Below are 14411 nucleotides of genomic sequence, written 5' to 3'. Positions count from 1 at the left end.
CTGCTCTTCTCTTTTGTACGCGATCCATTTATTATTAAATACATGCGTACGAAGAGCACTGGAGGCTGATGGACTAATCATGAGATTTGCAAAACGAATGGATCACTTTAGTGAAGGCATCTTCACCAAATTACTGGATATTAAGCGCCGCCGGCTGGAGAACGGGCAACCCGTCATTGATCTTAGCGTCGGAACACCCAATATCCCGCCGGCTCCGCACATTATGAAAGCACTCGGTGAAGCCGCCGCTGATCCGGCCAATTACATCTATGCTGTAAACGACCAGAAGGAACTTCTTCAGGCGGCAAGTGACTGGTACAGGCAGCGATATCAAGTCGAGTTGAACCCGGAGACAGAAATCTGCTCGCTACTCGGCTCGCAGGAAGGACTTGCGCACATCTCTCTCTCGATTGTCGATGAAAGTGATCTGGTTCTTGTACCTGATCCTTGTTATCCGGTGTTTGCAGATGGCCCCCTTCTGGCTGGGGCTGAGTTATATTATATGCCGCAAAAAGAGGAACACAACTATGTTATCCAATTGCAAGACATCCCTGAGGCAATAGCCGAACGGGCTAAGTTCATGCTTGTATCGTATCCGAACAATCCAACAACAGCGATGGCTCCAGATTCTTTTTATGAGGATTTGATCGCTTTTGCCAAGAAATACGATATTATCGTATTGCATGATAACGCGTATAGCGAGCTTGTGTTTGACCAACAAACATGCGGTAGTTTTCTGGCCTTTCCCGGTGCCATGGATGTAGGCATTGAATTCAACTCCCTGTCCAAAACGTATGGGCTAGCTGGAGCACGAATCGGTTTTTGTATGGGGAATTCGGCAGTTGTTTCCATGCTTAAAAAGCTGAAATCCAATATGGATTACGGTATGTTTATCCCGATTCAGAAGGCAGCAATAGCGGCCATTTCAGGTGACCAAAGTGATGTAGCGCGAGTAAGATCCATCTATGAAGAACGACGGGACATGCTCTGCGAAGGTTTTGCCAAATTAGGATGGCCGATCAGCAAACCCGAAGCTACAATGTTCATCTGGACACGAATCCCGGCACATTATGACACCTCAGAGCAATTTGCCACCGATCTCGTCACACGGGCAGGTGTCATTGTTACACCAGGCAGTGCCTTTGGTCCTTCAGGTGAAGGATACGTCAGACTTGCTCTCGTTCAGGATATGGATCAACTGCAACAAGCTCTTCACTACGTAGAAGCGAGCGGTATGTTGATTCCTGAAGAGTTAAGCAGGTAGATTGTAGTTTTTAGGATGTAGTGTGGCATGTAATACAGATTTGTTTTGAAACAAAAGTAAAAGCACCAAACCCTTCTGATTCGGGTTTGGTGCTTTTTTACTTCAACCTTTACTTCACTGCTTTGCGCCAGTTCGATCGGTACATCAGATACAGGAAGTAAGGTGTACCGATGATCGCAATGAGAATGCCTGACGGTATTTCCGTTGGCGCCATCACCGTTCTGCCAATCGTATCTGCGAGCACCAGCATCACGGCTCCAGCCAGCGCGGACAGAAACATCGACTGTCTCAGTTTATGTCCTGTCAGCAGCCGAACCATATGTGGTGCAATCAGGCCGATAAATCCAACTGTTCCAACACAAGCGACCGCACCAGCCGCGAGCAGTACTCCTACAGTCATTGCCAGTAAGCGAGTACGACGTACATTCATCCCAAGCCCGGAAGCGCTATTGTCGTCAAAGACAAGCAGTTCAAACTTGCGAGCAAGCCACCAGGCCACTGGCACCAAAATGAGCAGGAATATACCGATTACTTTGACCTGGTCCCATGTACGGGCATACGTGCTGCCTGTCAGCCAGATATAACCACTGCTACCGTAAACGGCACCGCGTACGATCAGAATCTGTATACCTGCGCCAGCAATGGCCGACATGGCAATGCCCAGCAATACAACGGCGGAAGGATTCAATCCTTTTTTCCAAGAAAGCGAGAATACAACCGCAGCGGCAATAGCGGCACCTGCAATGGCTGCAAGAGGCAACACATACATTGGCAGTCCAGGCCATAGAATGAACACCATCATGGCACCAAGTCCCGCACCGGAAGATACACCTACAATCGATGCATCAGCGAGTGGATTACGTACAGCCATCTGGATCAACACCCCGCTGATGGCGAGAGCCGCCCCTGCTCCTGCAGCCACCAAGGTACGAGGGATTCGAAGCTGTACAATTCCAGAGAATAACCCATCCGATTGAAATAAACTCGGTAGCAGGTCGGCTAGTGGAATACGCATTCCACCGAACATCGTACTGAGCAGCAGCAATATAATCGTAATGGCAGAAAACAGAATAGCGATAGGTGTAAAGGCAAAACGCCGTACTCGCCCACCCGTACTCATCGATGTCGTCATGCCAGCACCATTTCCTGTTTTCATGCGAGTCAGCACCAGCCAGATCAGCCAAGGTGCACCAATGATCGCCATCACAGCACCGGTTGGCAATTCCATACTGGAGTTATGTATCATCTTGGCAATGACATCTGCCCCCACCAGCAACGCTGCCCCCCAGATGAATACACCCGGAATTAAAAGCCGATTGGAGCGAACTCCACTCAGACGAACCAGATGTGGAGCAACCAGACCTACAAAGCCGATAGGCCCAATTACACTGACGATCACGGCAGCCAGAATAACGGCAATGATCAGCCCACCTGTTCGAGCAAGTCCAACTCTCTGACCCAAAGAAGAGGCGGTTGATTCATCCAACTCCAACATATCCCACTGTTTGGACAGAATAAGCGCAAGCAGCGTTACTCCCGTAACCCAAGGCCAGACATAGTTCACACCTGTCCAATCATTCTGGACTAGGGTCCCTGAACCCCATAGGAATAAGCCCTGAGTTTCCATTGAGAAAAAAATATGCAAGGCACTTGTAAATGAACCTAGCACCATGGACACGATCATACCCGATAACGCTAGTCGTACCGGCGTTGACGTACGTCCACCGCCCATAAAATAAGCTGCGAATGCTGCAAGCAGACCTCCCATGGCGGCAAAAAGAAACGGGGACTGGCTGAGTATATTTGGAAATAGAATAACCCCAAGCACTACAACAAAATACGCTCCGGCATTAATCCCGAGTGTATCCGAAGCCGCAAGCGGGTTACGAGTGATCGTCTGTAGCAATGCACCGGCAACTGCCAGTGCACCTCCTGCAAGAATACCAATTGCGGTGCGCGGCATACGCAGATCCCATACCATGTTATGTTCGAGTGTGTCTTGTCTGTTTGTAAGCGCGCCCCAAACGTCATGCAACGAAATTGCTGCCTCACCATAACACAGACTTACAAAAAAAAGCACGATAAGGGCGGTTAGACCGCCCCCATAGATGCTTATCATTCGCCAGTTCGTTGCTGGCTTCGTTCCTTGTTGAGTCAGACTCATTTGGTAATCGCCTCAACCACGCCGTCTACCAATACCTTGGAAGAAATCGGGCCGCCAAATGTCCATGTCGTACTTCCCAGTTGATAGATGCGCTTTTCCTTCACAAAGTTCAGACCTTTCCAAACGGAATTATCTTTCATCGCTGTACCAAAAACATCATCGTCTGGCTGTGTAATATAGATAAAATTGCTATCTTGCACTGTCGATAAAGATTCAATCCCAACTGTAGAGAAACCGTAGTTTTCAAGTTTATCCGGCTGCCAGTCATTCACCATGCCAATTTTGTTCAACGTACCCACTACAACCGAGTTGTCACTGAACATGCGCAGGGAAGCTGCATTTTGATACGTAAATGCCTGTGTTAGTGCAAAATGAAAGTTTTCTTTACCTGCTGCAGCCAGCTTTTCTTTGGCTTCTGCATAATGCTGATCCAAGTTGCCGAGCACTTCTTTTGCTTTATCTTCTTTGCCCAAAGCAGTTGCAATTGTATTAAAAATGGTCGTCATCTTGTCATAGTTATAACCATCACCGTTATATGGATCAAACTCCAGTGTTGGAGCAATAGCTTTCAACTGTTCATACACATTCGAATTGTTGTCTGCGTTGGCGATGATGAGATCCGGCTTGAGTGCTGCAATAGCCTCCATATTAGGCTCGCTACGTGTTCCAATATCCGTAACACTGTCATCCAGAGCAGCTTGGTCCGTTACGTACACTTTATAGTTGGCATTATCTGCATTACCGACAGGCTGAACTCCTAGAGCAACAACATCCTCCGTATATGTCCATTCCAATGTCACGACACGTTTAGCCGGCTTGTCCAATGTAAATTCCCCACGATTATCTTGGACAGTAACCGGTCCAGCAGACTCTTCAGCAGGAGCACCGCCCGAAACCGTATTTTTAGTTGGTTCTGTTGTTGTGGCATTTTTACCACATCCCGCCAGAACTAAAACAAATGCCATCATGATGAATAGTGCATGTAACCCTTTTTTCATATCTCTAATCTCCTCTATGTTTGTATGTATTTATATGATAACAATTATCATTATCACCCATGCTATTCTTTTTTGTCAACGTTGCCTCATAATTTTCACATTCTTTAATGACATCAGAAAAAGGAAAGACATGCCCTGTAGGCCAGCCTTTCCTTGTCTTTATCGTATCTTTATAACATTAGTTCGTATGTTGATCTGCCTATTCTTGGCTTGATACTTGTTCGGGTTGAACCTCAGCTTAGATTAACTGCATTGTCGTAATGCAGGTCTGATCCGTTTTGTATGTAGATAATTGTGTTTCAGCCACCTTTCCGCCGTGAACAATACGGACTGAATACGTTCTATCACGTGGTACCCACAAATCCATAAATCCATTGGCACCGGACTTCAACACTTCATCTTTCATCAAGGTGTTGCCTTCGGAATCATGTATCGTCACACGGAATGGTTCATTCGCCATCTCTCCTTGGCAACCCGTTAAACTATGAATCTCACAGGGATGTGTCTGGTCTACATAAGGAGCAATGGAGAGGAAAAATTCATCTTCTGGCAAATCGTAGGACGTTTTCTGGTTTCCTGCATCTGTCACGGTTAACGTTGTGGCACTGATTGAAGCAGACTGCGGTGTTTCTCGGCCTGTACTGATATCTTCAACCAGCTTTCGGATATCCGGTGCATCCGCCTGTTCGGTCTTCTTTTGGCCTGCCGTATTGGCGATCAAGTAGGTTCCGAGTACGATTACAAGTGTCACACTGGCAATAATCCATAACGATTTTTTCATTTGGCAACCCCTTTCTTATTGCTTTAATTATATAAGAAAAGGAGATATCCCGGACGAATTCAACAGATCACGTCACCATATATTCACATTTTTAGTTCTTTGATTGAGCCTTCTTGTAATAATTATATCATGTAATTACAGCTTGATCTCGTATTCGCAATGTTCATGACCGCTTAGGTTACACTTGGTTTCTTTTACTGTCACTCTTCGTTTCATCATCTTAGTCAGTGCCCCTTCGAGAATTGCCCCCTCCAGATCACATACCATTTTCTCATCTTCAAGTGTAGGCAGTCCTTTACAGAAACAGTCATCCACGGCAACAATGATCTTATGCTCATTTCTTTCTATTACCCGAGGAATACCAATCCGCAGTTCTTCAAACATTTGCAATAATTCCTCGACCGTATGTACAGGCAGATTCTCTCCAATTTTACGTCCAATGGTAAGTGTGGTACCTTTGCCGCCCATCGGCAAACCCTGATTTAATCCAATTAACCGAATCGTACGGAACAGTTCCAGCGGCACCATATTTCCCAGCTTTTCACGATTCATCTTTCTCATATCCTCAAATGTATATTCCAACATCGTTGCGCCCCCCCATGGATGATTTATAATTCCATAATGACAGAAAAATATTTCCCTTTCCTTGATTCCAATCAATAAAACAGGCGATTCGCCTAATCTTGCAATCCCGCATTTAACTTGCCAATATAACTTGAAACATAACAAAAAAACCTTGCCAGCCACACCAAGAACTTCTCGGGTGGCTGGCAAGGATATTGACTTTCATCCTATGAACCTCGCACTCTCTCCTATTCCTGACAGACACATAGGACTGTCTATCTGTTGGTAATAGCTTTGTTTTTCTCAAAGAACCGGGCATTATGAGAAGACACACCCGCCATATCGGATGCTGCAGGTTCCAGATACATCTTGGCACTGTTAACTGCAAGCACTGCATCGTTAAAGGCTCCTGCGATCAGTCGCACTTTGCTTCCATAAGTGATAAAATCACCGGCTCCAAACACACCTGGAATGCTGGTACGCATGCGCGCATCAACGCTCACCCCATAATCTTCACGTTCGAGTCCCCACTTTACAAGATTGCCGAAGTCGCGATCATACCCATGACTCACGATAACTTCATCCATGTCGAGCTGTTTCAATTCCCCAGTCTCCATATGTTTGAGTTCAACACGGTTTATCCGGTCACCCGCACCGTATAAATGAGATATCCCATAGGGCGTAAAGACCTGAGCATGAGCTTTCATCTGGGCGACTGGCGTTTCATGTGCAGTGAACTCATGCCGCCGGTGTACCACAACCACTTCATTCGCAATTTTGGCTATTTCATTGGCCCAATCAATGGCAGAATCGCCACCTCCCGAGATCAGAACCCGTTTGCCGATAAAACGGGAAACGTCTGTAACCGTGTAATGCAGATTGGTTAGTTCATAACGGTTCGCACCCTCAATGTCCAGCTTTTGAACCTGTGTCATTCCCCGACCTGCACATAAAAGGATGGTGCGTGTGTAATGTTGCTCTCCCGTCTTGGTTGTCAGCACGAATACACCATCTTCACGCCGATGCATCTGATCAATCTGTTGGCCGAATACAATAGTGGGGTCGAATGTTCTCGCTTGTACCTCCAAAGATTCAATCAATTTCTCACAACGTACAGGCTCGATTCCCCCCACATCCCAGATTAACTTCTCTGGATAGGTACGCATAAATCCGCCGAGTTCCTGTTTGGCTTCAATGATTTTAGTACGCATGGCTCTCATTCCGCTGTAGAATGCAGAGTACATTCCAGCAGGCCCACCGCCTACGATCGTAATATCATAAATGTCCAGTTGCTTCTCTGTATTCATTAAGGCACCAACTTTCCAACAACATAGTCCATTAATTTAACCGAACCTATCGGGCCCACACCGGATACAAATTCACTGGTTTTCAGTGGGAAAACATGATCATTCTTTACTGCCTTCAGATTCGCCCACACCTGGCTTGCTTTCAGATCTTCCATGGATTTCTTCGTGTCATAACCTACGAGGGTTCTGTCTTCCAAGAAGATATAATCCGGATTCAACTCAGGCAAAAATTCCAGAGAGAACTGACTGAACCAATCTGTAGAGTCTTTAATGGCCTCCGGGCTGTTTAAACCGAGGGTTTCATAGAAAAAGACACTGCTGCTTCCCCCTTTGGGACCCATGAAACGGTAACGATTGTGCTCCACACGCAGAACTAATACCGTCTTGTCCCCCAGAGCAGTTGCAATCTTATCTTTGGCCTGTGCAGCCTTCTCTTCAAATTCGGCCAGTACCTTAGCAGATTCCTCAGTCTTGTCGAAGATGGCCGCTAATTTGGGCATCGCCCGCTCCATTTCACTATTGGCATCCAGTGCCACAGTCGGAGCGATTTTGGATAATTCGTCGTATACGCCCTGTTCCATACCCTCGCCGGCTGTAAGAATCATATCCGGAGATAATGCAAGCAACTGCTCATAATTGTATTGATATTGTTCTACTTCTATCGTCTGAACACCGTGTTCTTTAAAATAGGCGGGTCGATATTCCGCTTCGACTTCTGGCGTGTACAATACGATCTGTGGTGTAACTCCCATCTCAATTAAATACTCGGCATAGATCGAATCAAACACAACCAGATTTTGAGGATGGGCAGGGATGGTCACCTCTCCAAACTGATCCTTCACCACTTTGGTTTCACTGTTATTCGGTTCAACTTTTGTTGTACTTGTTGTCTCCTCTTTGGTTCCGCTGGAACATGCCGCCAGCAAAATGCAGATCACCACCAGCATGATACCGAATCCTCTAAAACTTCGTAACATTATGCTTCGCTCCTTATATGTATTGATAATGATAATTATTATCAAATACTATCAAATAAGAAGTGTTGCATCCATAGCTTATCGTGCGTATTCAGATGGATTATTGTGCTCATTCTGATACGGTATCTACCAGATTGCTGATCATCTGATTTAGAATCAAATTTTGGCCCGTGATGCCATGACCGTCGACCCATAGATGAGTATCGATGTAGAATACCCGCTTGTTTTTTACCGCTTTCAGTTCATTCCATTGAGAACTCTCCACCAGTTTTCTCATATTCTCGTCCGCACTGAAATGTTGCATCATTCGTTTCTCAACAAACAGATAATCCGGATTGGCCTTTACCAACAAGTCAAGTGAGCAAGGATTGAACCAGGCTGTACCTTGTTCCAGTGCTTGCGGAATTGCTAATCCGAGCTGATTATATATCAACTGTGATATTCCGTATGAGTGCCCACCCAAATAACGGTAACCAAAAGCTTCTACCCTTAGCAGCATAACTGTCGAGGCGGATTGAATGATGGGTTGCAACTTCTGTTGTGCTACGCTAAGTTGTTGTTTCAATTGTAACTGAATTCCTTGGGCTTCTTCTTCCTTATGGAACCAAGCTGCCAATTGATAGAGCAAAGGCTCTATGTTCTGATGAAGTCCTGTCAAAAGTGGTGCAATTGTGCGCAGTTTTCTTTTAATCTCTTCTGTCATACTATTGCCCACAATAATCTCTGGTTGGACTTGCCTTACAAGTTCCAGATCCATATCATATTGCGTAACCTCAAGCAGTCTCACCCCATGCCCGATAAATTGCTCACGTTGATGTGGAGACAACAGGATCTCAGTGACCATAACGGCATATGGAATAACACCCAGATGAATCATCATCTCTGCACAGATTGGGGAAAGCACTACTATTCTACGATGCTTCAAATGTTGTCTATATTGTTTCGGTGATTCCCCTGTCAGTTGTTTGAAGCGACGACTGAAATAATGAGCATCCTCAAACCCGGACTTTTTAGCAATATCCTGTGAGGTGGCTGAAGTTAATAACAGTTCTTCCTGAGCACGATAGATCCGATAATGAGCCAGATAATCCAGGGGCGACTTACCATATTGCTCACTGAATTTGCGGGAATAGTGCCACGGCGTAATGCCTGCGATCTGCGCCAACTGTCCCCTCGTAATCACCTGATCATAATGCTCCCGCATATAATCGATGGAACGGAGTATACCATCTTCCGGTCTCAGTTCGTTATCCCGCTTTTGCTGATAGAGATTATTCAACAGTTCATATAACAAGTGCTGATTTCCAACCCATGGCACCCTCCCCTCACCCGTGTTTTCTTCACTCATATGCTGAATAATGCTAGCCAGACTTCCCCCTGGAAGTTGCACTTTCTGATAGGCTTCCCCCGAAGGTACATGCCAATCGTACTTCTCTACTTCTCTTCCTTCCTCAAATACAGCGTAAGTATCGAACTGAACATGCCATCCTGCCAGATCCATATCTCCTCCGTCAATGACCTCCAGAACCGATTTCTCTTCAAGCGCAATTAATTCTCCAAAGGAGGCGTGAACACGTTGGCCATTAATACTCCATGTCGCTTTGCCATCCAGAATAAATATCAGGCTGTGACTGGCAAAGTAATGCCGCTCCCCGGCGGATATCCATGTATTGTTTAATGCCTTGGTTGACCTCCACTGAGCGATCCATTCCATATTCTGAGGCATATCCTTATCCTTTCACGATCATACTCCTGAAAAAAGCCTACACGCATGCAGGCCCATTCCTGATCCAACTATTCTATTCGTCATGCTCCCCATACTCACATCCAACGTTTGAACTCATCCTACCTGAATCGGAATCGCTGTGCAATCCTATGCCGGAATTGTCTAACAACACCAAAAAAGCCGTGCAGGAAGCACGACTCTTTTATCCAATCTAACTCATATAGCTAGGTTTAATTAAGATAAAGCCAGCATTGCGTTCATATCTTCTTCTGCTGTCGTGATCAGTTTCAGACCAAACATGTCTACGAGCACATCCAGTACACCTTCTGAAATAAATTCAGGCGGTTTAGGCCCGATCCGGATATCCTGAATGCCAAGGCTGAACAGGCCAAGCAGAATTGCTACCGCTTTTTGCTCAAACCATGACAGCACAATGCTTACAGGAAGCTCGTTCACCGTGCAGCCAAAAGCGTCGGCCAAAGCCATTGCGATTTTCACAGTTGAACCGGAGTTGTTGCATTGACCCAAGTCGATATACCGCGGAATGCCCGTGTCTCCCACCGTACCGTAATCCACATCATTGAAGCGGAACTTACCGCAAGACGTGGTGAGAATAACTGTATCATTCGGCAGCGACGTAGCGAGTTCACGGTAATAGTTACCGCCCTTACCCGGTGCGTCACAGCCTGCAATGACAAAGAAACGACGGATATGTCCGTCTTTGACGGCCTGGATAATCTCGGGTGCAAGTCCAATCACGGTCTCATGGTGATAACCTGTCGTTAATACTTGCTCGGATTGGATGTTCGCTACTGGCAGTGACAACGCTCGCTCAATAAGAGGTGAGAAATTCTCGCCTTCAATTTTCGTTACTCCTTCGAGACCAGCTACTTCATAAGAGAAGAATCGATCGGCATATGTGCCTTTGATCGGCATAACGCAGTTGGTTGTTGCCAGAATCGCACCCGGGAATTCCTCAAACAGTCTGCGTTGATCGTACCAGGCTTTACCGATATTCCCTTTAAGATGAGCATATTTCTTTAATGCCGGATAACCATGCGCAGGCAGCATTTCGGAATGCGTGTAGATGTTGATGCCTTTGCCTTCTGTCTGACGCAGTAATTCTTCGAGGGCGTACAGATTGTGACCCGTCACGACGATACAATGACCTTCAATCTGATTTTGACTCACCGTGATTGGCTGTGGAATACCAAATCGATCGGTATGCGCACGATCCAATACATCCATGATTCGAATAGCAGCATTACCGACTTTCATCGCCATCTCTAAATGTTCCTGCTGATTAAAGTTTGAGTTCGTAAGCGTCATATATAAAGCTTCGTGTGTGATCCGATCCACCTCAGGATCGGTATAACCAAGCTGCCGTGCGTGTGTTGCGTAAGCCGCAATCCCTTTCAGTGCAAAGATCATCGTATCCTGCAAGCTGGCAATCGTTTCGTTTTTACCACATACCCCAATTACTTTACATCCACCACTCGGTGTCTGTTCACATTGATAACAAAACATATTAATTCCCTCCAAACCAAATTAACTCCTTGTTATGAAATAGCGTAACAGAGCTGGAGGCAGACAATTGTGATATTACACACAGTTTTTCAAACTAACACCCATATTATCCCTTTTAAAACTTATATCAGACTATCATCCATCCAATTACCAGTATGACGACACACTTTGAAACGAGATCGATCTGGCATCAAGGTCCGATCTAAAATCAAAACTTTCATTCCAGTGATGCTGTCTCTACGCATAAGTATCACTGGAAATATGAATAATGACATAGACAACTAATGTCGCCCAAGTTTATCGTCAAACTACATATAAAATGTTGAAAAACAACATCCCTTGGCGATTCTAGATTTTGTCCATCCGGGTAATACACATATAAATCACATGCCGAGGAGCTGGTCGATTGCAACATTACAGGCGCAGTGCAGACGAAGTATTGCAGGAGTTACAAAGTTCCGAGAGAGGTCTTTCCACATCCGAAGCAACGAAGAGATTAGAATCCGTAGGATATAACGAGTTAAAAGGAAAAGATGCAACACCGATCTGGAAACTGTTCCTTGAAAATTTTAAAGATCCGATGGTCATCGTGCTGCTCATCGCAGCTGCTGTACAAGTTGTGCTTGGGCATCTGATCGAATCCTTGATCATCTTTCTCGTCATTCTGCTTAACGCTATCATTAGCGTGGTGCAGACCAAGAAAGCGGAAAGCTCACTAGATGCCCTTCGCCAGATGTCAGCCCCCGAGGCCAAGGTCATTCGAGATGGTCAGAAGCAGACGCTTCCTGCACGGGAACTGGTTCCAGGTGATATCGTTCTATTAGATGCAGGGGATTACGTACCGGCAGACGGGCGTATTCTGGAATCCGGCAGTCTCAAAATCAACGAAGGCATGCTGACTGGTGAATCCGAAGCTGCAGAAAAACATGCGGATGTGATTCCGGAAGAGGCTGGAATTGGGGATCGGCGCAATATGGCATTCAGTGGATCGCTAGTTGTATATGGTCGCGGCACGATTGTCATTACAGGTACGGCACTAAAAACCGAAATCGGTAAAATCGCTGAATTGATTGAAAATGCGGAGGCGAAGGAAACACCACTGCAACGCAAACTGGAATCATTCAGCAAAAAACTGGGCTTTTTCATCCTGGGTCTGTCGATTCTTATTTTTGCCATTGAGGCAGGACGGGTGTGGCTGACAGAAGGCACCGAAAATATAGGACCATCGCTGATCAATGCGCTGATGTTTGCTGTAGCCGTCGCTGTGGCCGCCATACCTGAAGCTCTCTCGTCCATCGTCACCATTGTACTCTCTCTTGGTACCAGCAAGATGGCCAAGCAACATGCGATTATTCGCAGATTGCCCGCGGTGGAAGCGTTGGGATCGGCCAGCATTATTTGCACGGATAAAACCGGTACACTCACTCAGAATAAAATGACCGTTGTGGATTATTACATTCCCCATGGTACAAAAGACGAGTTTCCCGATGATCCTGCCGAATGGACGGAAGAAGAACGTCGGTTGTTACATATTGCCGTACTTTGCAATGATTCGAACATCAACCAGGAGGGCAAGGAGCTTGGTGATCCCACCGAAGTTGCACTCATTGCGTTTAGCAACAGCGTGAACAAGGATTACAACGAAATCCGGGATCAGTTTCCACGGGAAGCCGAGCTTCCGTTTGACTCGGACCGCAAGCTCATGAGCACGGTGCATACCTTTGAGGGACAGACTGCTTTGCTGACCAAAGGTGGCCCGGATGTGTTGTTCAGTCGCTGCAGTCATGTATTTATCCATGGTGAAGTACAACCGTTGACTCCTGAGATTCGTACTCAATTCGAAGAAAAAAATGAGGCCTTCTCCAAACGCGCTTTCCGGGTGCTAGCCTACGCTTACAAACGTTTCGATGACAAAAAAGAGGTCACTCCCGAAGACGAATCCGATCTGACATTAGTCGGCCTGACAGCCATGATTGATCCACCGCGTGAAGCGGTTTATGGCTCGATTGAGGAGTCGAAAAAAGCAGGCATTCGCACCATTATGATCACGGGTGACCACAAAACTACAGCGCAGGCTATTGGTATTGATATCGGACTGGCAAACAAAGATGATCTCGCGATCACCGGTGCCGAGCTGGATAAGATGACGGATGAAGAGCTGGATAGGCAGCTGGAGCATATCTCCGTCTATGCACGGGTATCCCCCGAAAATAAAATTCGGATCGTGCGTGCATGGCAGCGCAAAGGTAAAGTTGCAGCCATGACCGGAGACGGCGTCAACGATGCTCCTGCACTGAAACAGGCCGATATCGGCGTAGCCATGGGAAGTGGAACGGATGTCGCCAAAGATGCGGCGGCGATGATCCTGACTGACGATAATTTTGTATCCATTGTGAATGCGGTCAGCGTTGGACGGATGGTATTTGATAATATTAAAAAGGCTATCGCCTATTTGTTCGCCGGTAATCTTGGCGCCATTATCGCCATCCTCTTCGCACTGGTTGTCGGCTGGGTCAATCCATTCACAGCGCTACAGCTGCTGTTTATTAACCTGGTTAACGACTCCTTGCCAGCTATTGCACTCGGCACGGAGAAGGCTGAACCGGATGTGATGCGACGCGAGCCGCGTGACATTAACGAGGGCATTTTTGCAGGCGGAACGTTGCAGGCTGTTATCACCCGCGGGTTGCTCATCGGCGTTGCCGTAATTGTGTCGCAATATATCGGTCTCGGTATCTCGGAAGAGATGAGTGTTGCGATGGCGTTTACTACACTGATCCTGGCGCGCAGTCTGCAAACCTTCGCGGCACGTTCCAACACCCAGACCATCTTCCAGGTGGGCTTCCTGACCAACAAGCTCGTGCTTGGTTCGATTGTGGTCTGTCTCTGCCTCTACGGCATTACACTGATTCCGGGTGTACGCAGCATCTTTGCCATTCCTGACACCTTCGGCTGGGATGAGCTCCTGATCGCAGGTGGGCTTGCGCTCGGCGCGGTTATCCTGATGGATATCATCAAATGGATTCGCAATCGCGGCAAACAAACCACGGCGGCTTAGTTGATACACGATGTATCGTTGTACACCGTTGTAAGCTTTTATAGA

10 protein-coding genes are annotated in these 14411 nt (G+C 46.6%); 2 read left to right on the top strand and 8 right to left on the bottom strand.

All coding sequences use genetic code 11. From position 1 onward, the window contains the following. Positions 1 to 79: 79 nt before the first annotated feature. Entirely contained in the window at positions 80 to 1264 is a 1185-nt protein-coding gene (locus J2T16_RS10545; protein ID WP_499018317.1) for an aminotransferase class I/II-fold pyridoxal phosphate-dependent enzyme, read from the top strand. Positions 1265 to 1373: 109 nt separating this feature from the next. On the opposite strand, the gene J2T16_RS10540 is transcribed toward J2T16_RS10545, so the two are convergent. The 8 genes from J2T16_RS10540 to hcp all read right to left on the bottom strand — a co-directional run bounded on the left by J2T16_RS10540 (position 1374) and on the right by hcp (position 11308). Further along, positions 1374 to 3422: an iron ABC transporter permease gene (locus J2T16_RS10540; protein WP_418792765.1), complete on the bottom strand. Its 2049-nt coding sequence runs from the start codon at positions 3420 to 3422 to the stop codon at positions 1374 to 1376. Positions 3423 to 3424: 2 nt separating this feature from the next. Then, positions 3425 to 4426, bottom strand: a complete 1002-nt coding sequence (locus J2T16_RS10535; RefSeq protein ID WP_221788161.1) for an ABC transporter substrate-binding protein — start codon at positions 4424 to 4426, stop codon at positions 3425 to 3427. A gap of 238 nt (positions 4427 to 4664) precedes the next feature. After that, entirely contained in the window at positions 4665 to 5207 is a 543-nt protein-coding gene (locus tag J2T16_RS10530; protein WP_499018316.1) for a CueP family metal-binding protein, read from the bottom strand. 135 nt (positions 5208 to 5342) lie between these two features. Beyond that, positions 5343 to 5792 carry a V4R domain-containing protein gene (locus J2T16_RS10525; RefSeq protein ID WP_499018315.1) on the bottom strand — a complete coding sequence of 150 codons (450 nt, stop codon included), beginning with the start codon at positions 5790 to 5792 and terminating at the stop codon, positions 5343 to 5345. 254 nt (positions 5793 to 6046) lie between these two features. After that, complete coding sequence (locus J2T16_RS10520; RefSeq protein WP_499018314.1) at positions 6047 to 7078, bottom strand: NAD(P)/FAD-dependent oxidoreductase; 1032 nt, start codon at positions 7076 to 7078, stop codon at positions 6047 to 6049. After that, positions 7078 to 8055, bottom strand: a complete 978-nt coding sequence (locus J2T16_RS10515; protein WP_499018313.1) for an ABC transporter substrate-binding protein — start codon at positions 8053 to 8055, stop codon at positions 7078 to 7080. The genes J2T16_RS10520 and J2T16_RS10515 overlap by 1 nt, the downstream gene beginning before the upstream one ends. A 109-nt stretch (positions 8056 to 8164) precedes the next feature. Then, positions 8165 to 9769 (bottom strand): helix-turn-helix domain-containing protein, encoded by a 1605-nt coding sequence (locus J2T16_RS10510; RefSeq protein ID WP_499018312.1) that lies wholly within the window; start codon positions 9767 to 9769, stop codon positions 8165 to 8167. 246 nt (positions 9770 to 10015) lie between these two features. Continuing rightward, complete coding sequence (hcp, locus tag J2T16_RS10505; RefSeq protein WP_090915103.1) at positions 10016 to 11308, bottom strand: hydroxylamine reductase; 1293 nt, start codon at positions 11306 to 11308, stop codon at positions 10016 to 10018. A gap of 406 nt (positions 11309 to 11714) precedes the next feature. Here hcp and J2T16_RS10500 point away from each other — a divergent pair, with 406 nt between their 5' ends. Continuing rightward, entirely contained in the window at positions 11715 to 14366 is a 2652-nt protein-coding gene (locus J2T16_RS10500; protein WP_499018311.1) for a cation-translocating P-type ATPase, read from the top strand. Positions 14367 to 14411: the final 45 nt, after the last annotated feature.

Origin of the sequence: Paenibacillus intestini (genome assembly GCF_030803945.1) — a bacterium.
Lineage (GTDB): Bacteria > Bacillota > Bacilli > Paenibacillales > Paenibacillaceae > Paenibacillus > Paenibacillus polysaccharolyticus.
This window is presented reverse-complemented; position numbering and strand designations above follow the sequence as displayed.

Coding starts and splice junctions, on each gene's coding strand:
- J2T16_RS10530 (WP_499018316.1), bottom strand. CDS start 5,207: ATGAAAAAATCGTTATGGATTATTGCCAGTGTGACACTTGTAATCGTA.
- hcp (WP_090915103.1), bottom strand. CDS start 11,308: ATGTTTTGTTATCAATGTGAACAGACACCGAGTGGTGGATGTAAAGTA.
- J2T16_RS10520 (WP_499018314.1), bottom strand. CDS start 7,078: ATGAATACAGAGAAGCAACTGGACATTTATGATATTACGATCGTAGGC.
- J2T16_RS10525 (WP_499018315.1), bottom strand. CDS start 5,792: ATGTTGGAATATACATTTGAGGATATGAGAAAGATGAATCGTGAAAAG.
- J2T16_RS10545 (WP_499018317.1), top strand. CDS start 80: ATGAGATTTGCAAAACGAATGGATCACTTTAGTGAAGGCATCTTCACC.
- J2T16_RS10515 (WP_499018313.1), bottom strand. CDS start 8,055: ATGTTACGAAGTTTTAGAGGATTCGGTATCATGCTGGTGGTGATCTGC.
- J2T16_RS10510 (WP_499018312.1), bottom strand. CDS start 9,769: ATGGAATGGATCGCTCAGTGGAGGTCAACCAAGGCATTAAACAATACA.
- J2T16_RS10535 (WP_221788161.1), bottom strand. CDS start 4,426: ATGAAAAAAGGGTTACATGCACTATTCATCATGATGGCATTTGTTTTA.